The sequence below is a fragment of the Stenotrophomonas sp. YIM B06876 genome (assembly GCF_030711595.1).
Taxonomy (GTDB): Bacteria; Pseudomonadota; Gammaproteobacteria; order Xanthomonadales; family Xanthomonadaceae; genus Stenotrophomonas.
In genome coordinates this window covers 1-25,743 of sequence record NZ_JAUJUJ010000017.1, presented here as the reverse complement: position 1 = coordinate 25,743, position 25,743 = coordinate 1, and the positions used below count along the sequence as shown (strand labels likewise).

The window sequence follows — 25,743 nt, the reverse complement described above, 5'->3', positions numbered from 1 at the left end:
CGCGGCCTCAGCCAGATGAATGGAGAAAGTGCAGCGCTTCGGCGGCGGTGTGGAACGAGCCGAACACCAGCACCCGGTCACCGGCCTGCGCCTGCGACAACACGTGCCGCAAGGCCACCGCGACATCGGCCAGCTCTTCCCCGTGTGCGGCCGCGGTACCGGGCAGACGCTCGCGCAGGGCTGCCGCCGCCTGTCCACGCGCCCCGCCCAGCCCGGCCAGGCACCAGTGATCGACGTCCTGGGCCAAGGCCTCGACCACGCCGTGCACATCCTTGTCGACCAGCGCGGCGAATACCGCCACGGTCCGTCCCAGCACCGGCTTGAGCTGCAACGCCGCCGCCAGTTCACGCGCGGCCTGCGGGTTGTGCCCGACATCGACCAGCACTTCCACCCCTTCGCGCATGAACGCCTGCAGCCGTCCCGGCAGCGTGGCCGCGGCCACGCCGGCGGCGAACGCGGCGACCGGCAACTCGATATCCAGCGCGCGCAATGCGGCAATCGCGGTGGCGGCATTGGCACGCTGCACCGGCGCCCGCAACTGCGGGTTGGGCAGTACCAGTTCGGCGCCGACTTCACGCCAGCGCCAATGGTCCTGGTCGACCGGCTCATGGAAGAAATCACTGCCGCCGCGGATGGCGTTGGCACCCAGCGCGTAGGCACGGCGCAACACGCTCGACGGCGGATCGGTCTCGCCCAGCACCACCGGTTTCCAGGCGCGGATGATCCCCGCCTTCTCCACGCCGATGGCTTCGCGGTCCTCACCGAGCCAGTCGCTGTGGTCGATATCGACGGTGGTGATCACCGCCACGTCGGCATCGACGAGGTTGACCGCGTCAAGACGCCCGCCCAACCCGACCTCCAGCACCGCCAGATCCAGCTGCGCCTGCTGGAACAGATACAGCGCGGCCAAGGTGCCGTATTCGAAATAGGTCAGCGCGGTGTCGCCGCGGGCCGCTTCCACCGCCGCAAACGCGGCGACCAGCGCAGCGTCATCTGCCTCCACGCCATCGATGCGCACGCGCTCGTTGTAGCGCAGCAGGTGTGGCGAGGTGTACGCCCCCACTTTCAGTCCGACGGCGCGGGCGATGGCCTCGATGAACGCCACCGTCGAGCCCTTGCCGTTGGTACCACCGACGACGATGGTGCGTGCGGCCGGCGGGCCCGGGGGCAGCCGCTGCGCGACGTCGCGCACACGCTCCAGCCCCATGGCGATGCCGGCCGGATGCTGCTGGTCGATGTAGCTCAGCCACTGCTCAAGCGTGGCGGGAGAAGACGAAGACATGCGGGAAATTCTCGGAACTCGTGGAGGCGGCCACCGGGGCCGGCAGCGCGTTGCGCGCGGGAAAGACGGCCATGATACAGACGCGCCGGCAGGCATACAGACGCGCGCCAGGCTCCCCATTGCGGCGCCTGGTGGCGCGTAGGCCAAGGGGAGAGCGCGCCGGCCCGCGACCTGCATCGCGCATTACCTGCAGTACCGGCAGCGGGCCATCACGCAGCGGGGCGCATCCAGCCCGGCCTGTCGTCTGTCGCCGCCCGATACCGGCAGCGGCGCGTGCGCCAGGCGCCGGCCGCAGGGCCGCGCAACCGGTCACGCGGTTCACTGCGCGGGGCGCCTCCAGGACGCGCAGGCGCAGCCCCGTCAGCTGCCGGGGCGCAGGCGCTTACAGCGCGCGGTGCCTGGCTTCACCGAAGAACGGGGTGTGATGCGCACAGTCATTCAGACGCACCACTTCCAGGCTGTCCAGATCCCTGCCTTCCAGCAGGTTGAGCGTGGTCGGCGCCTGGCGGAAGGTCCACAGCTTGCTGATCGGCAGGCCCAGCACCCTGCACAGGATCACCCGGTTGACCGCGTCATGCGCCACCACCAGCAGGGTGTCGTCTTCGCCCAGGCCTTCGGCCGCAGCCGCCAGCCCGCGCCAGCTGCGATCGAGCACCTGCCGCAGCGATTCGCCGCCGGGCATCAGCACCGTGTCCGGCTCTTCGCGCCAGGCACGCAGGCGGGCCGGGTCCCTGTCGTTGATCTCGCTGGCCAGCAGGCCTTCCCACTCGCCGTGGGCGATTTCCTGCAGGTCCGGCTCGGTCAGCAGCATGGCTTCACGATCGGCGCCCAGTGCGAACCTGGCGGTGCTCTGCGCGCGCGCCAGCGGCGAGGCCACTGCACGGGTGATCTCCAGCCCTTTCAGCCGCTCACCCAGGGCCTTGGCCTGCGCCTCCCCCAGCGGTGACAGGGGAATGTCGATCTGGCCCTGATAGCGGCCTTCGGCGTTCCACGGCGTTTCACCGTGACGGGCAAGCAGGATGCGCATGCAGCGGGATTTCCATTGAAGTGGGAGGGCATCCCGGTGAATGGGGATGGGCCGGCATCATAGCGCGGCGCAGCAAAGCGCAGGCCGCCCCTGCCCGGCCTGGCCGCGCGGGCATGAAAAAACCCCGGACCAGGGGGTCCGGGGTTTGTCTGCCCCGCGCCTTTACTGGGCCCGTCTTTACTGGGCCAGGTTCAGTTCCTTCAGCAGCTGGGGCGCCGGCGCCACTTCCTGCATGATCCACTGCATGTAACGGCTGTCGACCGAGATCATGCGGGTCATGATCGGGTCGAACACCCAGTTGGAGCTGACCGATTCCCAGTTGCCGTCGAACGCCAGGCCGACCAGCTTGCCGTGCGCATCGAGCACCGGCGAACCGGAGTTGCCACCGGTGATGTCCAGGTTGGACAGGAAGTTGACCGGCACCGAGCCGATGCGCTTGTCTTCCAGTCCGCCGTAGCGCTTGGCCTTGACCGCATCGAGCAGCGCCTTGGGCGAATCGAACGGGTCCACGCCGGTTTCCTTGGCGACAATGCCTTCCAGCGTGGTGAACGGGGTGTAGGCCACGCCGTCCTTGGGCGCATAGCCCATCACGTTGCCGAAGGTGATGCGCAGCGACAGGTTGGCATCCGGGTACACGAACTCGCCCTGGCTCTTCTTGTAGTCGGCCAGTGCCTGCAGGTACAGCGGGCGCGCCTGCAGCGATTCGCCAGCGCGGGTCTTGCGCTCCTGCTCCAGCTTCAGCAGGGCCGGCATTGCCGCCACGGCGTACTGGATGGCCGGATCGGTGCTGGCTTCAAACGCGGCGCGATCGGCCTTGAACCACTTCAGGCGCTCGTCCAGGCTGCCCAGCTTGCTGCCGGCCAGCTTGCCGACCAGACCGTCAACGGTCCTGGCATCGTTGCCACCCAGCCACTGGTCCAGCACCGCGTTGCGCTGGTTGGCCGGCAGTGCGAGGTACTGGTTGAGCCAGTAGCCCTGCAGCTGCTGGTCCATCCTGGCCACGTAGCGGCGGTCCATCTGCTTGAGACCGCCCTCGATCGACGGCAGGTCGCGCTCCTGGTAACCGGATTCGCGCTCGGCGTCGGGCTTGGCGCGCTCCAGCGACAGGCGGTACAGGTTGATCGCCGCGCCCACCACCGCAGTGTTGTTGAACTGGCCCACGATCAGATCGCGTTCGCGGGTGGTCCTGGCCTGCTCGTTGAGCGCCACCAGCTTGGCGTGCGCGCCCAGCGCGGCGCGGCCCTGGGCGCCCTGCTTTTTCAGCCATGCCAGCACCGCCGCTTCCTCGGCATGCTTCTGGCCGGCAGCGTCGATGCGCTTGAAGCCGTCCAGCTGGCCGCTGAAGTTCTTGGCGGTGTTGTTGAGCCCGGCCATCGTCGCGGCGTACTTCACCTTGATGTCGGCGTCCTGCTCCCCGGCCTTGCCGATCAGCGCGATCATCGCGTTGTAGTGGCGGGCGATGGTCGGATAGGTCCAGCTGGCGGTGTTGTCGAACTCGCCGGCCAGCGCGTAGCGGTTGGTCGAACCCGGGTAACCGGCCACCATCACGAAGTCACCGGCGCCCAGCGGCTGGTCGGCGAACTTCAGGAAATGCTTTGGCTGGTAGGGCACGTTGTCGGCGGAGAACGCCGCCGGCTTGCCGTCCTTGCCGACGTAGGCGCGGTAGAACGCGAAATCGCCGGTGTGGCGCGGCCACATCCAGTTGTCGACGTCGCCGCCGAACTTGCCGACGCTGCCCGGCGGCGCATAGGCCAGGCGCACGTCCTTGATTTCCATGTTCTTGAACAGGCGGTAGGTGTTGCCACCGGAGAAGCTGTACAGGCGGCAGCGGAAGCCTTCTTCGGCCTCACAGGCGGCCACCTGGGCCTTGTCGAAGGCTTCCAGCGCGCGGGTGCGGGCCAGCGGATTGTTGCCGGCGGCGGCGATGGCGGCCTTGGCCTGGGCGGTGACGTCGGTGATCTGGTCCAGCACGAACACGCGCGCGTTCGGGCCGGCGCTCAACTCGTCCTTCAGGGTCGGGGCGTTGAAGCCGTTCTGGATCAGGTTGTTCTCGGCGGTGGAATTGAGCTGGATCGCGCCGTACGCGCAATGGTGGTTGGTGACCACCAGGCCCTGCGGCGAGACGAAGCTGGCGGTGCAGCCGCCCAGTGCCACCACCGCGCCCATCGGGTCGCCGGTGAGGTTGGACAGCTGTTCCGGCGACAGCTTGAGCCCGGCCTGCTTCAGCGGCCCGGCAATCTCCGGCAGCTGCTGCGGCACCCACATGCCTTCGGCGGCATGGGCGAGCTGGGCCAGCCCGAGGCTGGCGACGACGGAAAATGCAAGCAGATTCGAGCGCATCAAGCACCCCTTGGGAAGTGGAACCGCCGATTGTAACGCCGGTGACGATTTCCCCGCCCCGTGCCATTGGACACGGACCGGGCCTGCCGTGGTTTACCGGCAAACGCCTATAATCGACGGCTTTCCTACTGTGGTTTTCCGGCAATGGCACAGACAATGAAGGCGCTGGTGAAGCGCGAAGCGGGCAAGGGCATCTGGATGGAAGAGGTGCCGGTACCGACGCCGGGCCCCAACCAGGTGCTGATCAAGCTGGAAAAGACCGCGATCTGCGGCACCGACCTGCACATCTACCTGTGGGACGAGTGGAGCCAGCGCACCATCAAGCCGGGCCTGACCATCGGCCACGAATTCGTCGGCCGCATCGCCGAAATCGGCCCGGGCGTGACCGGCTATGAAATCGGCCAGCGCGTGTCGGCCGAAGGCCACATCGTCTGCGGCCACTGCCGCAACTGCCGCGGCGGCCGCCAGCACCTGTGCCCGAACACGGTGGGCATCGGCGTCAACATCAACGGCGCCTTCGCCGAATACATGGTGATGCCAGCCTCCAACCTGTGGCCGATCCCCGACCAGATTCCCTCCGAGCTGGCCGCGTTCTTCGATCCGTACGGCAACGCCGCGCACTGCGCGCTGGAGTTCAACGTGATCGGCGAGGACGTGCTGATCACCGGCGCCGGCCCGATCGGCATCATCGCCGCCGGCATCTGCAAGCAGATCGGTGCGCGCAACGTGGTGGTCACCGACGTCAACGATTTCCGCCTGAAGCTGGCCGCCGACATGGGTGCCACCCGCGTGGTCAACGTCACCCATACCTCGCTCAAGGACGTGATGGCGGACCTGCACATGGAAGGCTTCGACGTGGGCCTGGAAATGAGCGGCAATCCGCGCGCGTTCAACGACATGCTCGACTGCATGTACCACGGCGGCAAGATCGCCATGCTCGGCATCATGCCCAAGGGCGCCGGCTGCGACTGGGACAAGATCATCTTCAAGGGCCTGACCGTGCAAGGCATCTACGGCCGCAAGATGTACGAGACCTGGTACAAGATGACCCAGCTGGTGCTGGGCGGTTTCCCGCTGGGCAAGGTGCTCACCCACCAGCTGCCGATCGACGATTTCCAGAAGGGTTTCGACCTGATGGAAGCGGGCAAGGCCGGCAAAGTGGTGCTGAGCTGGAACTGAGCCGCCTGCCGGGTACGCGCGGCCCCGCATAGCGCGGGGCGTCCCGCCGGGAATGTGCGGCCGGGCCTTGCCCGGCACCACCGCGCGGCCAGCAACCACGGAAAAGGCGCCTTGCGGCGCCTTTTCCTTTTGCGGCAAGCGCGCGGCTTACTGCGCGATTTTCAGCGACAGGACCACGCGGTTGTCGGCCAGCTTGCCGAAACTGCGGCGGCCGCTGCCGTCGGTGCCGAAGTAGCCCAGCGACACGTTGGCGATGCCGATGTTCTTGCCGACGCTGACATTCCAGTCGGTGTAGTCATCGGCTTCGGCGGCAAGGCGGTCACTGAAGGTGCTGCGGCCGACGTTGGCGGCGATGCTGAAATCCTGCGGCAGCGTCCACTCGCCACCGACGCTGTAGTACCAGCCGTCGGTGGCGGTGTGGAACACATCGTTGGTGTAACCCACGCTCACCTTCCAGGTATCGGCGAAGGTCGCGGTGGTGATCAGTTCGTTGTACGCCAGCTCGCTGGCACCGGGATAGCTGTAGCGGTTGAGCAGCACATCCAGGTTGACCTGCCCGTTGAGGTCGAAGCCGTAGCCGACGAAGTAGTCCACTTCGACATCCGGGCTGCCGTCACCGAAATCCACACCCGAAGCCCAGCCGCCGGCATACAGGCCGAACGGCGCGGTCCAGGTGATGCCGGCTTGCGCGGTCGGCTTCTCGTCGGTCTGCGAGACGCCGCGGAACAGGTAATCCGATACCGCGCCGATTTCCCAGCTGATCGGCGAGGCCGTTTCTTCCTGGGCACAGACGGCGAACGGAACGGACAGCAGCAGGGCGCAGGCGGACGCGATGAGGGGTTTGCGGTGGTTCACGGTGAATCTCCAGACGGTGGGCGGAGCCAATAATGCATGAGCCGGCGCTCCGGTTCACGAATTTTTAACCTGATGGATACTGCGCCGCAGCAATTTCCTCGTCAACCGGAATCCACCCAGCACCTGTGCAATGGGCGACCACCCACACACGCCGTAACGGCATACCCGCAGCGGCATCTGCGCCACCTGCGAAAGCGGGCGCGCAGGCTGCCGGCAGTTCCACTTCCACCGGCGCGGCGCCCGGCGGCAAGGTGGCAGCCGAACCGCTGCGTTGCCGCGACTCCGCCGTTGTCACCTGCCCTTGGCCCCCGCCAGATCCGCCGGGCGCCCGAGGATTTCCCTCGGGCAATCCGCCCGGTCCGGGCGCGGTTCCGGCCGGGCGGCTAAAATCGGTGCTTCCCTATCTGCAGCACGGCCCCGCCATGACTTCGATTCCGACCGTCTCCCCGCTGACCCGGCATTACGCCGAGGAACTGGACGCCATCCGCGCCCAGGGCCTGTTCAAGTCCGAGCGCATCATCACCAGCCCGCAATCGGCCGAAATCACCCTGGATGACGGCCGCACGGTGCTGAACTTCTGCGCCAACAACTACCTGGGCCTGGCCGACCATCCGGACCTGATCCAGGCGGCCAAGGACGCACTGGACAGCCACGGCTTCGGCATGGCCTCGGTACGCTTCATCTGCGGCACCCAGGACCTGCACAAGCAGCTGGAAGCGCAGATCGCCGGGTTCTTCGGCAAGGATGACACCATCCTGTACGCGGCCTGCTTCGATGCCAACGGCGGCCTGTTCGAGCCGCTGCTGGGCGAGAACGACGCCGTCATCTCCGATTCGCTCAACCACGCCTCGATCATCGATGGCGTGCGCCTGTGCAAGGCCAAGCGTTTCCGCTACGCCAACTGCGACATGGCCGATCTGGAAGCGCAGCTGCAGGCCGCCGATGCGGCCGGCTGCAGGACCAAGCTGATCACCACCGACGGCGTGTTCTCGATGGACGGTTTCATCGCCCCGCTGGATGAAATCACCGCGCTGGCGAAGAAGTACAACGCGCTGGTGCACATCGACGAATGCCATGCCACCGGCTTCCTCGGCGCCACCGGCCGCGGCTCGGCCGAGGTCAAGGGCGTGCTGGACAAGATCGACATCATCACCGGCACCCTGGGCAAGGCCATGGGCGGCGCGCTGGGCGGCTTCACCTGCGCCAGCGCCGAGGTCATCGAGCTGCTGCGCCAGCGTTCGCGCCCGTACCTGTTCTCCAACTCGCTGCCGCCGCACGTGGTCGCTGCCGGCATCAAGGCGTTCGAGATGCTGGCCGCCGCCGATGACCTGCGCGAAACGCTGCGCCAGAACACCGCCTATTTCCGCGAGAAGATGATCGCCGCCGGTTTCGACGTGAAGCCGGGCGTGCACCCGATCAGCCCGGTGATGCTGTACGACGCGCCGCTGGCGCAGCGCTTCGCCGAGCGTCTGCTGGAAGAAGGCATCTACGCGATCGGCTTCTTCTTCCCGGTAGTGCCCAAGGGCCAGGCGCGCATCCGCACCCAGATCAGCGCCGCGCACAGCCGCGCGCACCTGGATCAGGCCATCGACGCGTTTACCCGCATCGGTCGCGAGCTGGGGGTGATCAAGGGCTGAAGTTTGCCTTTGGTTTGAACAAAAAACAGGCGCCCAAGGGCGCCTGTTTTTTTGTTCTGTAGAGCCGAACCATGCTCGGCTGGGGCACTAGCGGTAAAGCCGCTGCCGGGCATGGCTCGGCACTACGTGCGGGGTTCTTGGTATTTCTTGGCTGGTGCGGCCGTCGGTGCGGCTGCACCTTTGGCCACGCGGATGCCGTGGGCCTTCATCCACGCATCGAACTGGTCGGCGCCCATTTTCTGCCCGTCCTGTTGCATCATGAAACGGTAATTGCCCAAGGCGTCGCGCTCACCGCCGGACGCCGCCTTGAGCGGGACCTCCGCTGCGGTCGCCGCCGCTGCCGCGGGCTGTTTCCCCGTCGAAGCACAGCCGGCAGACAGCAGTACAAATCCACCGAGCAGCAGCGCAATGCCGCAACGGTGACAAGCAAGAGATGACATCACGGCATCCTTGAGAGCGGTTCAGAACTGCAGTCTAAGCCCTTACCTTAAAAAATCATCTCATGTGATTGAAAAAAGGTTGATTTCTAGACATTCATTCCACAACAAACGCTGCCCCGCATCCGCGCTGGCTGGCCAATGCTCAGCACTTTCAAGACGGGCGAGCCGATTCCCAGCCGCGGGCAGCGGTGGACCCCTGCAAGTCGAAGCCCGCCTCCGCTGCCGGAGCCGCAGGGGGTCAGGCGGCGTTCGGCCGTCGCGCAGCCCCCGCGGAGTGAGAGGCCGACAACCCCTCGCGGTCTTCATGCGCCCCGGCGCAGATGCGTGCCAGCAGTGGCGGATCAGGCATCGACCGACCTGCACAGGATCTTGTCCGGCCCCGTCAACGGGTCAGTGAGGCAGCCGCCTACCGGTGCTGTTGATGGCAACAGCAACAGGCTTTACCGCCTTGTCCCGAGGCGCGAGCGGCGCCCACGACGGCAGCGCGCGCCATCAAAGCGGCAATACCGGGCATCACCACCACTCCCGGCACGTGGCGCTGGTCAACCCGCCCGCGAGGTGTGTTGAGTATCAGATAACGGTAGTTGCTCGCCCCCGGCAACTGGCCCGCCACCGCGCTGCGGCGACGGCTGCTGCGCAGGATCGGAAATTCCGGAATGACGGATGACCCGAGCATCAACGCTGACGCAGCCTGCCCCTGAAATCCAGCGCGCGGCGCGGGTGCGTGAGCACACGGCTGGCTTGAAAAGTGCCCACACCAGGCCCTTCCGGGCTCTGACACGCTCCGCAGGCGCGGGCCGGTTATGCGTTCTGTGCGGGGGAGCGGGCGCGCTTTTACATCCTGGCGCGCGCCCCTGCCCGGCGGATTACTTCACTTCCACCGGCGCCGGCTCGGCCGCCGCCTCTACTGGCGCCGGACGCGCCTTCACCACACGCACGCCGCGCGCCTTCATCCAGGCATCAAATTCTTCTGCGGTCATGCGCTTGCCGTTCTGGCTCATGTCAAAGCGCCAGGGCGTGTTGTCGAATTCGGTCGCCGGCTTGTACGCCGCCGGGTCATTGGCCTTGATTGCCGGCGTAGCCGGGATGGCGTTGGCAACGCTGTGGCAACCTTCCACGCGCAAACGCATCAACACCCGGTCCAGCGACTGGTCGTCATTGAAATTGGATGTCAGCACGCCTGCGGGCATGCCCAGCTGTACCTGGCGGGTGTAGAGCTCGGAAGCCACCGGCGCGATCACCGTGGCTGGCAACGGCAGTGGCGTAACCGCACTGGCCGAACAGTCAATGGCTGCGTGGGCGACGGGAATCAGGGCCAGGCCAAGCACGCCAGCCATTGCAATACGCAGCATCGGATTTTTCCATTCGGACAAGGACAACGCCCGGAGTGTAGGCAGCGCCTGGCCCGCTTTCAACCATTGTTTGCAGGGCATGCCGGAAACTTGCCAAATGGGTGGCAGAACCGGCGCCTCGGGCGGTCGTCACATGTGCTGTGTACCCATAAAAAAAAACAAGGCCCGGCAAATGCCGGGCCTTGTTCAGCAAGCGAAGCGTCCGGTCAATTCTGGACGTTCAGCTCGGTACGACGGTTCTTGGCGCGACCTTCCGGGTTATCCGAACCATCCGGGTTGGTGTTCGGGGCAATCGGACGGCTCTTGCCGTAACCGATCGGACCGACCATACGCGAGGTATCAACGCCGTTGTTCTTCAGGTAGTCGTACACCGCAGTGGCGCGACGCTCGGACAGCTTCTGGTTGTATGCATCGCTGCCGATGGAGTCGGTGTGACCGGCAACCTCAACGCGCAGATCCGGGTAACGCTTCAGGATCTCGGCCGCTTCGCCCAGGATCGCAACCGCATCGGGACGCAGGGTGGACTTGTCGAAGTCGAAGTTCACGCCCTTCAGATCGATCGAGACCGGCACCGGGCAACCATCCGGACCGATGGTCTGGCCAGGCTGGGAGTTCGGGCACTTGTCGTCGCAGTTGTTGACGCCGTCACCGTCGTCATCCAGATCGGCGCAGCTCGGCGCAACCGGAGCCGGCGGCGGAGCCACGGCAGCCATCGGAGCCGGTCCCAGCGGGATCACGACGCCGACCGAAGCCAGCACGTCGCCAAACCAGTTGTTGTCATGTCCGGCAAGCGTCGGGTTCACGCTCTGGTCGTCGAAATCAGCGCGGTACGCCAGTTCGGCACGCACGGCAATACGCTTGTCGAAGGTGGTCTGCAGGCCGACACCGGCCTTGGCGGCCAGGTTGCCATCCTTGCGCTTGGCCGGCGAGTTGATGCTGTTGATCACATACTCTTCTTCCGACTTCTGGTAGCCCAGACCGAACAGCAGGTACGGGTTCCAGCCGCGGCCGTCCTGGATGAAGTGGCGACGCAGATCCAGCGAAATACCGTACTGCGACCAGTTCAGATCCTGGTTGGATTCAAAATTCGGGTTCTGGTAGTTCAGCTCGCCATCCAGCGACCAGTTCGGGCTGATGAACTTGCCCAGGCCCAGGGTGCCGAACGGAGCATCATTGGTACCGCGATCGTTGTCCTGGAAGTTGAAGCCGGCCGAACCGGTCAGATACCAGCGATCATCGAATTCCTGTGCCGACGCAGCCTGGGCAAACGCCAGACCACCGAGCAGTGCGGCGGTGAGGATTTTCTTATTCATGAATACAACTCCTTGTTTCGTGGGTATGTAACCGGTGGAAGCAGGTCAAGCACAGTAGTTTCTTAATGTTCAGACGGCCATTTCCGCACGCCATCGCAACGCACAGTATGCTCAGCTGAGTGAAGACGGCGTTAACAGCTGCATAACATATGGGGCTGTTTTCGGCGCTGCCACTGCTCCTCGGGCGCACCCTATACAGGTTGATGAACCCGCGCAAGCGCAATCTCCAGACCCGGGCTGGCCGTTATCGCGTTTGATGGATTTGCGGCAAAACAACGCAAATCCCGGGCGCTGCCGGCAGCGTCAAACGCGGACAACGGCTAAAACCGCTGCGTATCATGGCTCCGCCCCCGTCCATTCGGAGCTACCTCGCCATGAAAGCCGTCGGCCTGACCCACTATCTTCCCGTCAACGACCCGCAGTCGCTGCTGGACCTCGACCTGCCCGCCCCGCCCCCGCCCACCGGCCACGACATTCTGGTGCGGGTGCAAGCGGTTTCCGTCAATCCGGTGGATGCCAAGCTGCGCGGACCCAAGCCCACCGTGGAAGCCCCACCACGCATCCTGGGGTTTGATGCGGCCGCTGTGGTGGAAGCCGTCGGACCACAGGCAAGCGCCTTTGTGCCCGGCGACGAGGTCTATTACGCCGGCGATGTCACCCGCTCCGGCAGCAACGCGCAGTTGCAGCTGGTGGATGAGCGGCTGGTGGGACGCAAGCCGGCCACACTGGACTTCGCCGAGTCCGCGGCCCTGCCGTTGACCACGCTGACGGCCTGGGAGCTGCTGTTCGAGCGCATGCCCTTCCAGCTGGATGGCCAGCGCCACCTCGGCAGCACGCTGCTGGTGATCGGCGGCGCCGGTGGCGTTGGCTCCATGGCGATCCAGTTGGCGCGCCATGCCGGGTTCAGCGTGATCGCCACCGCTTCGCGTCCGGAAAGTGTGGCCTGGTGCAAGCAGCTGGGCGCCGCGCATGTGATCGACCATCGCCAGCCATTGGCGCCGCAGCTCAAAGCGCTGGGCATCGACCAGGTAAATGCCGCCCTCAACCTGGCTGACACCGACCATTACTGGCAGCAGCTGGGCGAGCTTCTGGCACCCCAGGGCCATGTCGGGCTGATCGTGGAGCCGGCCGGCGAATTGCGTATCGGTGATCCGTACAAGGCCAAGTGCATCGGCATCCACTGGGAATTCATGTTCACCCGCGCGCGCTTCCGCACCGCGGACATGATCGAGCAGCATCGCATCCTCACCCGCGCCGCCAGCCTGATCGACGCCGGCGAGCTGCGTACCACCGTGACCCGGACCTTGGCGCCGATCAACGCGGCCAATCTGCGCGAAGCCCATCGCCTGGTGGAATCGGGCCGCACCATCGGCAAGCTGGCGCTGGCCGGCTGGGACTGACCACCGGGCCCGCGCCAACCGGCTGACCGCTCGCGCCGACCGCCGGAGTTTCCCTGGACTAGGACCGGGGCGACGCCGATGGAATCCCGATAGTGCAACCGCCCCTGGCTGGCCGTCGAGCGGGCAGCCGCGTCATCAGCGCCGGAGCGCCAGCCGGTCGTGACCGGCCGCTGCACGCGCCGGTCCCCGCTAGACTCGGCGTCCCCACCCTGTTTTCTGGAACCCGGATGACCGCCCTGCCCGTGCGCCTGATCCAGTTGCTGGCCGGCCTGTTCCTGTACGGCCTTGGCGCGGCGCTGATGATCCGCGCCGGGGTCGGAGTCGCGCCGTGGGATGTGCTCAGCCAGGGCATCGCCGCGCAGACGCCCCTGTCATTCGGGCTGGCGACCAATATCGTCGGAGCACTGGTGTTGCTGCTGTGGTGGCCGATCCGGCAGAAACCGGGAGTGGGCACGGTGCTCAACGTGCTGGTCATCGGTCCGAGCGCGCAGCTCGGCCTGTGGCTGCTGCCGGAAATCCATGGCCTGGCGCTGCAGTCGGGCGTGTTCATGCTCGGATTGCTGCTGGTCGCCGTGGCCACCGGCCTGTACATCGGCGCCCGGCTGGGACCGGGTCCACGCGACGGCCTGATGACCGGGCTGCATGCGCGTTATGGCTGGGCGATCTGGAAGGTACGCAGCGGTATCGAAGCCGGCGTGCTGCTGATCGGCTGGCAACTGGGCGGTGATGTCGGCGTCGGCACACTCGCGTTCGCGCTGCTGATCGGGCCGCTGTGCGGCATCACCCTGCCGCTGTTTGGCGTTCGCAAGCCGGCGCCCGTGGTGCTGGAGGGAACGCCCCCGGGCGCCTGACCCAGGCTTGCTCGGCTTCAAAACGCGCGCCCAGCCGATCCAGGACACCAGCCCGCGCGCATCGCGCCATACCTGTGCCCCTGCCGTGCCGTGCCGGCATCCCGGCGCGGCCCCTTGCCCGGCGCGGCGTTTCGCGGCACGCTGGGGCAATCCGTACGCAAGCGTATCCATTATGTCGCCCGCCACCGATTCCGCTTATCCGCATCTGTTCACCCCGCTGGACCTGGGCTTCACCCGGCTCCGCAACCGGGTCCTGATGGGTTCCATGCACACCGGGCTGGAAGACCGCGCCCGCGATTTCCCCAAGCTGGCCGCCTATTTCGCCGAACGCGCGGCCGGTGGCGCCGCGCTGCTGGTGACCGGCGGCTTCGCCCCCAACGTGGCCGGCTGGCTGGCACCGTTCGGCAGCAAGCTGTCCTGGCCGTGGGAAGTGCGCCGGCACCGGCAGGTGACCGCCGCGGTGCATGGACACGGCGCCAAACTCTGCCTGCAGCTGCTGCATGCCGGCCGCTACGGCTATCACACGTTGCAGGTGGCGCCCTCCAAACTCAAGGCGCCGATCAGTCCGTTCACCCCGCGCGCGCTCTCGGCCCGTGGCGTGGAGCGGCATATCGCCGATTACGCCAACGCCGCGCGGCTGGCGCGCGAGGCCGGCTATGACGGCGTCGAGGTGATGGGCTCGGAAGGCTACCTGATCAACGAGTTCATCGTCAGCCGCACCAACAAACGCACCGATGCCTGGGGCGGCGATGCGGCCAAGCGCATGCGCTTCGCGGTGGAAATCGTGCGCCGCATCCGCGAGGCGTGTGGCGCGGACTTCATCATCATCTACCGGCTGTCGCTGCTGGATCTGGTGGAAGACGGCAGCAACTGGGAGGAGATCGTGCTGCAGGCCAAGGCGATCGAGGCGGCCGGCGCCACCTTGCTCAACTCCGGCATCGGCTGGCACGAGGCACGGGTGCCGACGATCGCCACCTCGGTGCCGCGCGCCGCCTTTGCCGGGGTGACCGCCAAGCTCAAGCCACATGTCGGCATTCCGCTGATCGCCAGCAACCGCATCAATATGCCCGACGTCGCCGAGGGCATCCTCGCCAGCGGCGGCGCCGACATGGTGTCGCTGGCGCGGCCGCTGCTGGCCGATCCGCAGTGGCCCAACAAGGCCCGCACCGGCCGCGCCGAATCGATCAACACCTGCATCGCCTGCAACCAGGCCTGCCTGGACCATGTGTTCCAGCGCAAGCACGCCAGCTGCCTGGTCAATCCGCGCGCGGGCAACGAGACCGAGCTGAACTACCTGCCGACAACCGCTGCCAAAACCGTCGCGGTTGTCGGCGCCGGCCCGGCGGGACTGGCCTGCGCCACGGTAGCGGCCGAACGCGGCCACCGGGTCACGCTGTTCGATGCCGGCAGCGAGATCGGCGGCCAGTTCAACCTGGCCAAACGCATCCCGGGCAAGGAGGAATTCCACGAAACGCTGCGTTATTTCCGTCACAAACTCGCCGAAACCGGGGTCCAGGTGAAGCTGGGCACCCACGTCGATGCGGCCGCGCTGGGCGGCTTCGACGAGGTGGTGCTGGCCACCGGCATCCTCCCGCGCCAGGTGGATTTCCCCGGCGCCGACCATCCGATGGTGGTCAGCTATCTGGATGTGCTGCAGGGCCGGGTGATCGCGGCCGACAGGGTGGCCATCATCGGCGCCGGCGGCATCGGCTTCGACGTGGGCGAATACCTGGTGCATGAAGGCCCTTCGCCGGCGCTGGACCCGGCCCGCTGGATGGCCGAATGGGGCGTGGACCCGGGCTTCGAGACACGCGGCTCGCTGGCGCGGCCGCGGCCGGAAGCGCCTGCGCGACAGGTATGGCTGCTGCAACGCAGCCCCGGCAAACCCGGCGCGCGGCTGGGCAAGACCACCGGCTGGATCCATCGTGCCACGCTCAAGGCCAAGGGCGTGCAGATGCTCGGCGGGGTTGAATATCTGGGTGTGGATGATGCCGGCCTGCGTATCCGTATGGATGGCGTTGAACAGCGCCTCGCGGTCGGCACCGTGGTCATCTGCGCCGGCCAGGAGCCGCGCCGCGAGCTGGTCGCCGCGCTGCAGGCGGCCGGCAAAACCCCGCATCTGATCGGCGGTGCCGATGTCGCCGCCGAGCTCGATGCCAAGCGCGCGATCGACCAGGGCAGCCGGCTCGCCGCCGCCCTGTAAGCCTGCCGGGGCGGCCCCGGCAGCGGAGTCCAGGGGTCGTCCAACCCAGTTACAAACCTGAATGTCAAGCGATACCGTTCAGGAATAGTTTGGGGTTTGCCCCCTACCTTGCGCCGACTTTCACTCACCACCCAGTTCCGGTGGGTGCCTGGCCCGCCAATGGGCCGGTCCCGGGCGGCCCGACGAGCCGCCTCCCCATGACGCCAAGCCTGTCCTGTTGCGCTTTCCTGCTGCGTTGGAAAGGAACATGCCGCGGCCCATACGGAGCAAGGAGATTTATGAAACTGGCCTGGATTCTCTGGCTGTCGCAACTGTTGCCGCAACCAGCCGCCGATTCGCTGTGTTTGAGCACCACCGTTTACCTGGAAGCCCGCGACCAGACCCTTCGCGGCCAGCAGGCCGTGGCCGAGGTCGCGCTGCGGCGGCTGGACAGCGGGCTGTGGGGCGATTCGATGTGCCAGGTGGTGACGGCGCGCAAGCAATTCGCCCCCACCATCGTCGCCCCCGGCACCCAGCTGGGGAATACCGACGCCTGGGTCGATGCGATGGATGTCGCCTTTGCCGCCGAGCGCAACTGGGCGCTGCCGGCCGGCAAGCGCAAGGAAATCGTGCCCGGCGCCAGTCACTTCGCGGCGTTGTCGATTGCCAGTCCGAGCTGGCGCAACGCCTACCAGGTGGCGACCATCGGCGGCCACACTTTCTTCAAGGTGCAGACGCTCAAGCCGCGGGCTTCCTGAGCCTATCCGCAGGCCGTCCGCCGCGACGCGTTACGGGGATAATCGCAAGGTCACCCGACCCCGAGGATTCCCATGAAGCTCTATACCAAACCCGGCGCCTGCTCCCTGGCCGACCACATTGCACTGCACTGGTCCGGCCTGCCCTTCGAGGTGGAGGTGGTGGATGCGGCGGCGATGAAATCACCGGCATTCCTCACGCTCAATCCCGCCGGCGCGGTGCCGGTACTGGTGGAAGGCGACTGGGCCTTGACCCAGAACGCGGCAATCCTGCATTACATCGCCGACAAGGCCCCGGCCCGTGCGCTGGATGGCGGCAACGATGCGCGCCAACGGGCCGAAGTGAACCGCTGGCTGGCCTTCGTCAATGCCGACGTGCACCCGCAGTTCCGTCCGCTGTTTGGCGCCACCCGTTATCTGGAAGAGGCGGCCATCATTGCCCGCACCCAGGAGGATGCGCGGCAGCGGCTGCACGAGATGTTCCTGCGCATTGATGGGCAACTGGCCGGCAATACCTGGGTGGCCGGCACCGCCACACCTTCCGTGGCCGACGCTTATATATATGTCACCTTGCGCTGGGCCCGCGGTGTGGGCGTGGACCTGGCCGGGATGCAGGCGCTGGAACGTTTCGAGCAGCAGATGCGGGCCGACCCCGGCGTCCAGGCCGCACTGAAGGAAGAAGGCCTCAGCTGAAACCCCGCATACGCGCGTCACTCTCTTCCCTGCACCGGAATAGAAAGGCCACCGGCAGTTGCCGATGGCCTTGTGCCTGCCTCACCCGCAATTCAAGCCTGGACCAGCGCCCGGGTTTCTTCCAGCCAGCGGTTGGCGAACGCCGGGCTCTTGGCCTTGCCCAGTGCATTGGCCACGTCGGGCCACAATTGCTCCAGACCGCCGACGTTGCCACAGCGCTCGATCTTCAACTGGATGAAGTACCCCTTCAGACCGAGATGCTTGCGCACCGAATCCAGCATCCAGTCATTCAGTTGCCGGTAGCGCTCCGGATCATCGGCCAGATGCGCCGTCATCGGCACCGCGGGCGCGACCGGCGCGGTCCCGGCCACCGCTTCGATCAAACCCATCTCCACCAGCTGCACCAACGCATCTTCCGGTGCCCGCAAGCCCTGGCCGAGCTGTCTGAGTTCATTGTCATCGCGCTGGCCATCCACCATCAGCAGCACTGAACGCAATGCCGGCGGCAGCCGTCGCGAACGGTCTTCAATTTCCTGACGGCCAACCTCCGTCTTGGCATGGATCAACGCCATCCCCCCCTCCAGATTTTCCTGTATCGAAAAATGCCGGGGCGTGGCTGCAGCGGCGTGATGCGCTGTGCAGCCACTCTCCTCCTGCCCCGTCCCGTGCGATCGCGCAGACCCGGCTGCGGCAGCCGGACGCACCATTTCCCCGGTGCGCAATGGTTTCTGTCCGCACCCCGGTCGATCCCGCGTCGAACGATCCCCCGGGTCGCGCCGCCCCACCGATGCCTGCAACGAACGTCCCCGCAGCTTACCTGAACAGATCTTCAGGATGTGCATTAGTACCCCCGCAACTGCGACCGCGCCCCATGCGTGCGGCACGGCCCCGTGCAGCAACGAGGCCGACACCCGGCCGCTACTGCCCACACGTGCCTGCCGGGCGCGACCGGTGGCGTGAAAACATCCCTTCCCGGACGACGACGCCCTGGTGGCCGGCCCGTTCAGAACGGTGGCGGCGATTCAAATGCCATTGCCTGGGCGGTGGCCGGATGGGTGAATGCCAAACGCCGCGCGTGCAGGCAGACCCGTCCGGCGACATCGGCATCGGCGCCATAGAACACATCCCCGATGATCGGATGGCCGATGCTGGCCAGATGCACCCGCAACTGGTGGGTGCGGCCGGTGACCGGTTCCAGCTCCAGCCGTGTCTGCCGGTTCGCCTGGTCGCGCTCCACCACCCACCACCGCGTCAGCGAGGGTTTGCCGGTTTGGTGATCGACCTTCTGGCGCGGACGGTTGGGCCAATCGCGGGTCAGCGGCAGGGCAATCTCGCCGCTGTCGGCGTCGATCACACCGCACACCAGCGCCTGGTAACGCTTGGTGACCTGGCGCTGTTCGAACAGTACCGACAGCGCCACCTGCATCGCCTTGCCCCGCGCATACAGCATCAGCCCCGAGGTGACCTGGTCCAGCCGATGCACGGTCAGCACCTCCGGATGGCTCGCCTGCAGCCGGGAAACCACGCAATCCCGGTTTTCCGGCAGCCGGCCGGGTACGGACAGCAGCCCGGCCGGCTTCTCGACCACCAGCAGGTGCGCATCGAGGTAGTGGATGAAACCATCCGATCGCATGCCGGCAAAATTCAACGCGAAGGCATGCATGAAAGGACTTCACGGGCACCGCACGCGGCCACCGAGGCGGGGTCGCCCCACCTGCCCCTGTCCAGCGCCAGCAAAATCCGCGTGACCGGCATGACAATCGCCTTTCTGATATAAGCCAATATGCAAGTGGAAATAACCCACCGATGGAAAGCATGCACGGAGGTTGCCATGCATCACCCAGGCGTTTTTTTCGCAGTCCTCTCCAGCTTCGCCCTGGGCTTTACCGCCCAAGCCGCTCCGGACACCAGCAGCAACGAGACCGTTGCAGTGTATTGCAACAGCTCGACCAGCAAAGCCCTGCCGGGCGACTACAACTTCTGTCTGGGACACAAATACTGGGAAGCCGGCAAGTACGAGTCGGCCAGACAGATGCTGGAACTGTCCGCCAGCTGGGGCAACAAGGCCGCACAACGGGCATTGGGAGTGGCTTACTTCAATGGCGACCACCTGGCTATGGACCGGCCGCTTGGCCTGGCGTGGCTCGCCCTGTCAGCCGAACGCGAAGACCCTGCCGCGGCAGGCTATTACAATTCCGCCCTCGACCACTCCTCGATGGAGGAGCGGAAAGCGGCAGCCGTGCTGCTGGCACACCTCAAGACGCGCTATGCCGATGATGTTGCCGCGGTACGCGCCGACAACCGTTTCCAGCGTCAAATCCGCGCCATGAGCAGCAACCCGGTCTATGGTCGCGGCCAGTGCCTTGAAGGCGCCGGCGGCCTGCCCGCCGCGGCCATGGCCGGTGCTGCAGCCGATGGCGCGGGCAGCTGCAGCATGGCCAGTGATGATCGTTTCATCGCGGCGCTGGAGAAACGTTACGACGATTACTCCGCAGGGTGGAAGCGCAGAGTCGAACTGGGCGCGCCAGAATCGGTTCCTGCCCGCTGATTGCCCAACGCGATCCATAAAAAAACGCCGGATCTTGACCCGGCGTTTTCTATTGCTGCAAGGACTCGACCTCAGCCCAGCAGGTCGGCCACGCCGGCGCGCTCTTCTTCCAGCTCGGCCAAGGTGATGTCGATGTACTTCTTGCTGAAGTCGTCGATCGGCAGGTCCTTGATGATCGTGTACTGGCCGTTCTCGGTGGTCACCGGGAAGCCGAACACCACGCCTTCGGGAATGCCGTAGGAGCCGTCGGACGGCACGCCCATCGTCACCCACTTGCCGTTCGAACCCAGCACCCAGTCATGCACGTGGTCGATGGCCGCGTTGGCAGCCGAGGCGGCCGAGGACAGGCCACGGGCGGCGATGATCGCCGCGCCACGCTTGCCGACGGTCGGGATGAAGGTGTTGGCGTTCCATTCCTGGTCGTTGATCAGTTCGGCCACAGCGGCGCCGCCGGTGGTGGCGAAACGGTAGTCCGGGTACATGGTCGGGCTGTGGTTGCCCCACACGGTGAACTTCTCGAAGCTGTCCACGGTCTTGCCGGTCTTGGCGGCCAGCTGGCTCAGCGCACGGTTGTGGTCCAGGCGCAGCATGGCGGTAAAGTTCTTCGGGCTCAGGTCCGGCGCCGACTTCATGGCGATGTAGGCGTTGGTGTTGGCCGGGTTGCCGACCACCAGCACCTTCACGTCACGCTTGGCGACGGCGTTCAGGGCCTTGCCCTGCACGGTGAAGATCTTGGCGTTTTCCAGCAGCAGGTCCTTGCGCTCCATGCCCGGGCCGCGCGGACGGGCGCCAACCAGCAGGGCCACGTCGACGTCCTTGAACGCCACCAGCGGATCGGCGGTGGTCACCACGCCGGCCAGCAGCGGGAACGCGCAGTCTTCCAGCTCCATGACCACGCCCTGCAGGGCGGCCTGGGCCTTCTCATTGTCGATTTCCAGCAGCTGCAGGATGACCGGCTGGTCCTTGCCCAGCATTTCGCCCGAAGCGATGCGGAACAGCAGGGCGTAACCGATATTGCCGGCGGCGCCGGTGACGGCAACACGTACAGGAGTCTTCATGGGGGATTTCCTCTGCTAAGAAGCGTGTGGGGTGGGAGTCTGCTCAGGTCGTCGTGGCGATCACGACGGCCGGATCAAAAACGGCCACCTGTACAGGGTGGCCGTCGCAAGGAATCAGGCGGCGAGGATCTTGTTCCACTCGGCCACGCGGTCGGCCTTGGCGGCCAGCACAGCGTCGGCATCGCCTTCGATGGTGATCTTGTTGATCACGTCGCCCATGGCCACGCTGTCGACCACATCCATGCCTTCGAGCACCTTGCCAAACACGGTGTGCTTGCCATCCAGCCAGTCGGTCTTGATGTGGGTGATGAAGAACTGGCTGCCGTTGGTGCCGGGGCCGGCATTGGCCATCGACAGCACGCCGCGCTCATGCGGCACGCCGCCCTTGGTCTCGTCTTCGAACTTGTAGCCCGGGCCGCCGGTGCCCGAACCCTTGGGGCAACCGCCCTGGATCATGAAGTCGGCGATCACGCGGTGGAAGATCAGGCCGTCATAGAAGCCGTGCTGGACGAGGTTGACGAAGTTGGCCACGGTCAGCGGCGCCTTGTCGGCGAACAGCTCGACCTTGATCGGGCCGCGGGAAGTGTCGAAATGGGCGATCAGGGACATGCGGAATCCTTGTGGGGAATGGATGATTTATTCAGCCGCATAGAATACACCTCCGCACCGGAACCGCTGCGCCCAGGCCCGCGAGCCGTTCCGGGCGCAAGCTGAATGGCATATGGGGAGTTGACCAAATCATTTTTCGCGCATCTGCCCGCTGCCCGTATAATGCTGGACTCATTTTCCCAAATCCGGCGCCGACTGGCCCCCTTTCGCATGTCTATCGAAAACCTTCGCAACATCGCCATCGTCGCCCACGTCGATCATGGCAAGACCACCCTGGTCGACTGCCTGCTCAAGAACTCCGACACGCTTTCCGAGCGCACGGTGCTCGCCGAGCGCGTCATGGACAGCAACGACCAGGAAAAGGAACGTGGCATCACGATCCTGGCCAAGAACACCGCCATCAAATGGAATGGCAACCGCATCAACATCGTCGACACCCCCGGACACGCCGACTTCGGCGGTGAAGTGGAGCGCGTGCTGTCGATGGTGGACTCGGTGCTGATCCTGGTCGATGCGATGGACGGCCCGATGCCGCAGACCCGCTTCGTGACCCAGAAAGCTTTCGCCATGGGCTTCAAGCCGATCGTGGTGGTCAACAAGGTCGACCGTCCAGGCGCCCGTCCGGAATGGGTGGTCGACCAGGTGTTCGACCTGTTCGACAAGCTCGGCGCCACCAACGAGCAGCTGGACTTCCCGATCGTCTACGCCTCGGGCCTGAACGGCTATGCCGGCCTGACCGATGACGTGCGCTCCGGCGACATGACCCCGCTGTTCGAAGCGATCATGCAGCACGTGCCGGTGCCCGACGTGGACCCCGAAGGCCCGTTCCAGATGCGCATCAGCCAGCTGGACTACAACAACTTCGTCGGCGTGATCGGTATTGGCCGCATCCAGCGCGGCAAGCTGAAGAAGAACATGCAGGTCAGCGTCATCGACCGCGAAGGCAAGAAGCGCAACGGCAAGGTGCTGCAGGTGCTGGGCTTCATGGGCCTGGAGCGGGTGGAAGTGGAAGAGGCCGAGGCCGGTGACATCGTCGCCATCTCCGGTATCCAGGAACTGACCATCTCCGACACCATCTGCCACCCGGATGCCCCCGAGGCACTGCCGGCGCTGACCGTGGACGAGCCGACCATCTCGATGACCTTCCAGGTCAACAATTCGCCGTTCGCCGGCAACAAGGACCTGTCCGGCGGCAAGTTCCTGACCAGCCGCCAGCTGCGCGAGCGCCTGGAGCGCGAAACCGTGCACAACGTGGCACTGAAGGTCGAGCAGTTGGAAGACGCCGACAAGTTCCTGGTCTCCGGCCGTGGCGAACTGCACCTGTCGGTGCTGATCGAAACCATGCGTCGCGAGGGCTACGAGCTGGCCGTGTCGCGTCCGGAAGTGATCATCAAGGAAATCGACGGCCAGCAGATGGAGCCGATCGAGCAGCTGGTCGTCGACATCGAAGAGCAGCACCAGGGCGGCGTCATGGAAAAGCTGGGCATCCGCAAGGGCCAGCTGAAGAACATGGAAAGCGACAGCAAGGGCCGTGTGCGCCTGGATTACATGATCCCGGCCCGTGGCCTGATCGGCTTCCAGAACGAGTTCAAGACCCTGACCCAGGGCTCGGGCCTGCTGTTCCACGTGTTCGACCATTATGGCCCGAAGGAACAGGGCGCCATCGCCAAGCGCATCAACGGCGTGATGATCGCCAATGCGCCGGGCAGCACCCCGGCCTACTCGCTGGGTCCGCTGCAGGATCGCGGCAAGCTGTTCGCTGCCGAAGGCGACAACGTGTACGAAGGCCAGCTGATCGGCATCCACTCCAAGGACAACGACCTGACCGTCAACGCGATCAAGCCCAAGCCGCTGACCAATATGCGTGCATCGGGCAAGGATGACGCGATCAAGCTGACCCCGGCCATCAAGTACACGCTGGAGCAGGCACTGGACTTCATCGAGGACGACGAGCTGGTTGAAGTCACCCCGACGGAAATCCGCCTGCGCAAGAAGGCGCTGACCGGAAGCGACCGCAAGAAAGCGTCGCGCGGCGGCTGATAACGTTGACTGGCGACAAGCCGTACAACCCGGATCCGCATGCGCATCCGGGGTTGCATGTCATCGCACTGCTGGAGGCCGCCAAGGCGGTCCTGGCACTGGTAGCCGCGGCCGGCCTGGAGATTTCCGGGCCGGCCGCGCTGCGTCACCTGGTCAACTCGCTGATCCAGCGCCTGGGTTCCGATCCGGAGCAGGGGCCGCTGGCGATGCTGCTCAAACTCATCACCCCGCATACCGTGCATCTGGGCGCGGCCGTGCTGGTGGCCTACACCCTGGTGCGGCTGCTTGAAGCCTGGGGCCTGTGGCGGGCCAAGGTATGGGCTTCGTGGCTGGGCTGCATTTCCGCCACGCTCTATCTGCCGCTGGATATCTACGCCATTGTCCGTCACCCCGGCTGGGCTTCTTGGCTGGTGCTGGGCATCAATGTGCTGGTGGTTGTGGTGCTGGCCCGCGACATCGGCAAACGGCATCCGCATCGCGCCTGATTGCTGCGGATTCGTTGCCAAGCCGGCCGCGTCTGGCTAGCCTGCAGCCACTGAAAAGGAATCCGAATGATGCGCTGTCTCGCGGTGTTGCCCGTGTTTGCCGCCCTGTTGGGCACGGCCTGCCAGCGTGACGCGGCCACCGAATCCCCGGCCCCTGCCGCGCAGGCGCCCTTTCCCTATGCCGAAACCAGCATCGCCGAACTGTCGGCGCGGATGGGCACTGGCGAACTGGACAGCACCACCCTTACCCGCGCCTATCTGCAACGCATCGCCGCAATCGACCGCGCCGGCCCTGCCCTGCGTGCGGTACTGGAACTCAATCCCGATGCAATGAAAGAAGCGGCCCGACTCGATGCCGAGCGGCGTGCCGGCACGCTGCGCGGCCCGCTGCACGGTATTCCGGTGCTGCTCAAGGACAATATCGACGCCACCCCGATGACCAGCACTGCCGGCTCGCTGGCACTGGCCGATTTCCACCCGGCTACCGACGCCTTTCTCGTGCAACGGCTGCGCCAGGCCGGGGCGGTGATTCTGGGCAAGAGCAACATGAGCGAGTGGGCGAACTTCCGTTCCACCCGTTCCACCTCGGGCTGGAGCGCGCGCGGCGGCCAGACCCGCAATCCCTATTCCCTGCAGCACAATCCCTGCGGCTCAAGTTCCGGCAGTGCGGTGGCCGTTGCCGCCAACCTCACCGCCGTTGCGGTGGGCACCGAAACCGACGGCAGCATCGTCTGCCCGGCGGCGGTCAACGGCATTGTCGGGCTCAAGCCCACGGTCGGCCTGGTCAGCCGCAGCGGCATCATCCCGATATCGTTCAGCCAGGACACCGCCGGGCCGATGACCCGCAGCGTGGCCGACGCCGCCGCGCTGTTGGGCGCGATGGCCGGGCGCGACGAAACCGACCCCGCCACCGCGGCGATGCCCGGCCGTGCCATCTATGATTACAGCGCCCGCCTGCGCGCCGACGGCCTGCGCGGGGCCCGGATCGGCCTGCTTGGCAACCCGCTCACGGCCCAGGCGGATATTGCCGCGGCGATGGACAGCGCGGTACAGGTGCTGCGCGACGCCGGGGCCACCGTAGTGGCCGTGGAGATGCCCGGCGATGGCCAGTGGGAAGATGCCGAGCAGGAACTGCTGCTGTATGAATTCAAGGCCGGGGTGGAGAAATACCTCGCCACCCGGCAGACCCCGGTGCGGACCCTGGCGCAACTGATCGAATTCAACAATCGCCACGCCCGCCAGGAACAGCCGTTCTTCGCCCAGGAGCTGCTGGAACAGGCCGCAGCCAAAGGCGGCCTGGGGGAGCTGGACTACATCCGCGCCCGCTCGACAGCCCGCCGCCGGGCCGGGCCGGAGGGGATCGATGCCGTGCTGCACGCCCATCAGCTCGACGCCCTGATCGCCCCCACCACCGGCCCCGCCTGGCTGACAATCCCCGGCCAGGGCGATGCCTTTCCCGGTGGCAGCTACAGCGCCGCGGCGGTAGCCGGCTATCCCAGTCTCAGTGTCCCCATGGGCCATGCCAATGGCCTGCCGCTGGGCCTGCTGTTCATGGGCACCGCCTGGAGCGAACCGCGCCTGATCGAGCTGGGCTACGCCTACGAACAACTGACCCGCGCGCGGCGGCCGCCCACGTTTCTGGACACGGCACCGCGCTGAGCGCGGCCGCGGCGCAGGCGGGCCGCGTCAACCGCTGG

Annotated in this window: 22 protein-coding genes and 1 pseudogene; 11 read left to right on the top strand and 12 right to left on the bottom strand. The window is 66.0% G+C overall.

What is annotated here, in order from left to right; genetic code table 11:
* Nucleotides 1–7: 7 nt before the first annotated feature.
* The 3 genes from folC to QZH66_RS08705 form a co-directional block, all read right to left on the bottom strand.
* A complete protein-coding gene (gene folC, locus QZH66_RS08715; protein WP_305805563.1) occupies nucleotides 8–1,282 on the bottom strand; it encodes a bifunctional tetrahydrofolate synthase/dihydrofolate synthase in 1,275 nt (424 codons plus the stop codon).
* A 382-nt stretch (nucleotides 1,283–1,664) separates the two neighbouring features.
* Nucleotides 1,665–2,309 (bottom strand): histidine phosphatase family protein, encoded by a 645-nt coding sequence (locus QZH66_RS08710; protein ID WP_305805562.1) that lies wholly within the window; start codon nucleotides 2,307–2,309, stop codon nucleotides 1,665–1,667.
* 177 nt (nucleotides 2,310–2,486) lie between these two features.
* A complete protein-coding gene (locus QZH66_RS08705; protein WP_305805561.1) occupies nucleotides 2,487–4,649 on the bottom strand; it encodes a S46 family peptidase in 2,163 nt (720 codons plus the stop codon).
* 144 nt (nucleotides 4,650–4,793) lie between these two features.
* Between QZH66_RS08705 and tdh the strand changes: the two genes are divergently transcribed.
* Nucleotides 4,794–5,828 (top strand): L-threonine 3-dehydrogenase, encoded by a 1,035-nt coding sequence (tdh, locus tag QZH66_RS08700; protein ID WP_305805560.1) that lies wholly within the window; start codon nucleotides 4,794–4,796, stop codon nucleotides 5,826–5,828.
* 147 nt (nucleotides 5,829–5,975) lie between these two features.
* On the opposite strand, the gene QZH66_RS08695 is transcribed toward tdh, so the two are convergent.
* A complete protein-coding gene (locus tag QZH66_RS08695; RefSeq protein WP_305805559.1) occupies nucleotides 5,976–6,683 on the bottom strand; it encodes a TorF family putative porin in 708 nt (235 codons plus the stop codon).
* A 422-nt stretch (nucleotides 6,684–7,105) separates the two neighbouring features.
* Between QZH66_RS08695 and kbl the strand changes: the two genes are divergently transcribed.
* Entirely contained in the window at nucleotides 7,106–8,320 is a 1,215-nt protein-coding gene (gene kbl / locus QZH66_RS08690) for a glycine C-acetyltransferase (protein WP_305805558.1), read from the top strand.
* Between the two features lie 122 nt (nucleotides 8,321–8,442).
* Here the strand turns inward: kbl and QZH66_RS08685 are convergent, their stop codons facing one another.
* From QZH66_RS08685 to QZH66_RS08670, 4 genes and pseudogenes are all read right to left on the bottom strand, one after another.
* The gene (locus QZH66_RS08685) at nucleotides 8,443–8,760 is read right to left on the bottom strand and encodes a hypothetical protein (RefSeq protein ID WP_305805557.1); all 318 of its coding nucleotides are present in this window, start codon (nucleotides 8,758–8,760) and stop codon (nucleotides 8,443–8,445) included.
* Nucleotides 8,761–9,400: 640 nt separating this feature from the next.
* Nucleotides 9,401–9,494: pseudogene (locus QZH66_RS08680) on the bottom strand (pseudouridylate synthase); the annotation flags it as partial.
* A 132-nt stretch (nucleotides 9,495–9,626) separates the two neighbouring features.
* Nucleotides 9,627–10,112, bottom strand: a complete 486-nt coding sequence (locus QZH66_RS08675; protein ID WP_305805556.1) for a hypothetical protein — start codon at nucleotides 10,110–10,112, stop codon at nucleotides 9,627–9,629.
* A gap of 206 nt (nucleotides 10,113–10,318) precedes the next feature.
* On the bottom strand, nucleotides 10,319–11,425 hold the full coding sequence (locus tag QZH66_RS08670) for an OmpA family protein (protein ID WP_305805555.1): 1,107 nt from the start codon (nucleotides 11,423–11,425) through the stop codon (nucleotides 10,319–10,321).
* Between the two features lie 374 nt (nucleotides 11,426–11,799).
* Between QZH66_RS08670 and QZH66_RS08665 the strand changes: the two genes are divergently transcribed.
* The 5 genes from QZH66_RS08665 to QZH66_RS08645 all read left to right on the top strand — a co-directional run bounded on the left by QZH66_RS08665 (nucleotide 11,800) and on the right by QZH66_RS08645 (nucleotide 17,306).
* Nucleotides 11,800–12,825 carry a zinc-binding alcohol dehydrogenase family protein gene (locus QZH66_RS08665; RefSeq protein WP_305805554.1) on the top strand — a complete coding sequence of 342 codons (1,026 nt, stop codon included), beginning with the start codon at nucleotides 11,800–11,802 and terminating at the stop codon, nucleotides 12,823–12,825.
* 227 nt (nucleotides 12,826–13,052) lie between these two features.
* Nucleotides 13,053–13,676 carry a hypothetical protein gene (locus tag QZH66_RS08660; protein ID WP_305805553.1) on the top strand — a complete coding sequence of 208 codons (624 nt, stop codon included), beginning with the start codon at nucleotides 13,053–13,055 and terminating at the stop codon, nucleotides 13,674–13,676.
* A gap of 172 nt (nucleotides 13,677–13,848) precedes the next feature.
* Nucleotides 13,849–15,879: an NADPH-dependent 2,4-dienoyl-CoA reductase gene (locus QZH66_RS08655; RefSeq protein ID WP_305805552.1), complete on the top strand. Its 2,031-nt coding sequence runs from the start codon at nucleotides 13,849–13,851 to the stop codon at nucleotides 15,877–15,879.
* Between the two features lie 278 nt (nucleotides 15,880–16,157).
* On the top strand, nucleotides 16,158–16,616 hold the full coding sequence (locus QZH66_RS08650; RefSeq protein ID WP_305805551.1) for a cell wall hydrolase: 459 nt from the start codon (nucleotides 16,158–16,160) through the stop codon (nucleotides 16,614–16,616).
* A gap of 72 nt (nucleotides 16,617–16,688) precedes the next feature.
* Nucleotides 16,689–17,306, top strand: coding sequence for a glutathione S-transferase N-terminal domain-containing protein (locus QZH66_RS08645; protein WP_305805550.1), 618 nt, complete (start codon nucleotides 16,689–16,691; stop codon nucleotides 17,304–17,306).
* Nucleotides 17,307–17,398: 92 nt separating this feature from the next.
* Here QZH66_RS08645 and QZH66_RS19040 read toward each other — a convergent pair whose 3' ends face one another.
* Together QZH66_RS19040 and QZH66_RS08635 are read right to left on the bottom strand one after the other, a co-directional pair.
* A complete protein-coding gene (locus QZH66_RS19040; protein ID WP_345783839.1) occupies nucleotides 17,399–17,878 on the bottom strand; it encodes a hypothetical protein in 480 nt (159 codons plus the stop codon).
* Nucleotides 17,879–18,309: 431 nt separating this feature from the next.
* Complete coding sequence (locus QZH66_RS08635; RefSeq protein WP_305805548.1) at nucleotides 18,310–18,969, bottom strand: RluA family pseudouridine synthase; 660 nt, start codon at nucleotides 18,967–18,969, stop codon at nucleotides 18,310–18,312.
* Between the two features lie 168 nt (nucleotides 18,970–19,137).
* Between QZH66_RS08635 and QZH66_RS08630 the strand changes: the two genes are divergently transcribed.
* Nucleotides 19,138–19,854: a hypothetical protein gene (locus QZH66_RS08630; RefSeq protein WP_305805547.1), complete on the top strand. Its 717-nt coding sequence runs from the start codon at nucleotides 19,138–19,140 to the stop codon at nucleotides 19,852–19,854.
* 71 nt (nucleotides 19,855–19,925) lie between these two features.
* Here the strand turns inward: QZH66_RS08630 and QZH66_RS08625 are convergent, their stop codons facing one another.
* Both QZH66_RS08625 and QZH66_RS08620 read right to left on the bottom strand, forming a co-directional pair.
* Nucleotides 19,926–20,912, bottom strand: a complete 987-nt coding sequence (locus QZH66_RS08625) for a malate dehydrogenase (protein WP_305805546.1) — start codon at nucleotides 20,910–20,912, stop codon at nucleotides 19,926–19,928.
* Between the two features lie 114 nt (nucleotides 20,913–21,026).
* Complete coding sequence (locus tag QZH66_RS08620) at nucleotides 21,027–21,521, bottom strand: peptidylprolyl isomerase (RefSeq protein ID WP_305805545.1); 495 nt, start codon at nucleotides 21,519–21,521, stop codon at nucleotides 21,027–21,029.
* A gap of 210 nt (nucleotides 21,522–21,731) precedes the next feature.
* On the opposite strand from QZH66_RS08620, the gene typA reads away from it, so the two are divergent.
* The 3 genes from typA to QZH66_RS08605 all read left to right on the top strand — a co-directional run bounded on the left by typA (nucleotide 21,732) and on the right by QZH66_RS08605 (nucleotide 25,705).
* Nucleotides 21,732–23,561 (top strand): translational GTPase TypA, encoded by a 1,830-nt coding sequence (typA, locus tag QZH66_RS08615; protein WP_305805544.1) that lies wholly within the window; start codon nucleotides 21,732–21,734, stop codon nucleotides 23,559–23,561.
* A gap of 5 nt (nucleotides 23,562–23,566) precedes the next feature.
* A complete protein-coding gene (locus QZH66_RS08610; protein WP_305805543.1) occupies nucleotides 23,567–24,046 on the top strand; it encodes a DUF2127 domain-containing protein in 480 nt (159 codons plus the stop codon).
* Between the two features lie 66 nt (nucleotides 24,047–24,112).
* Nucleotides 24,113–25,705, top strand: a complete 1,593-nt coding sequence (locus QZH66_RS08605) for an amidase (protein WP_305805542.1) — start codon at nucleotides 24,113–24,115, stop codon at nucleotides 25,703–25,705.
* Nucleotides 25,706–25,743 lie beyond the last annotated feature (38 nt).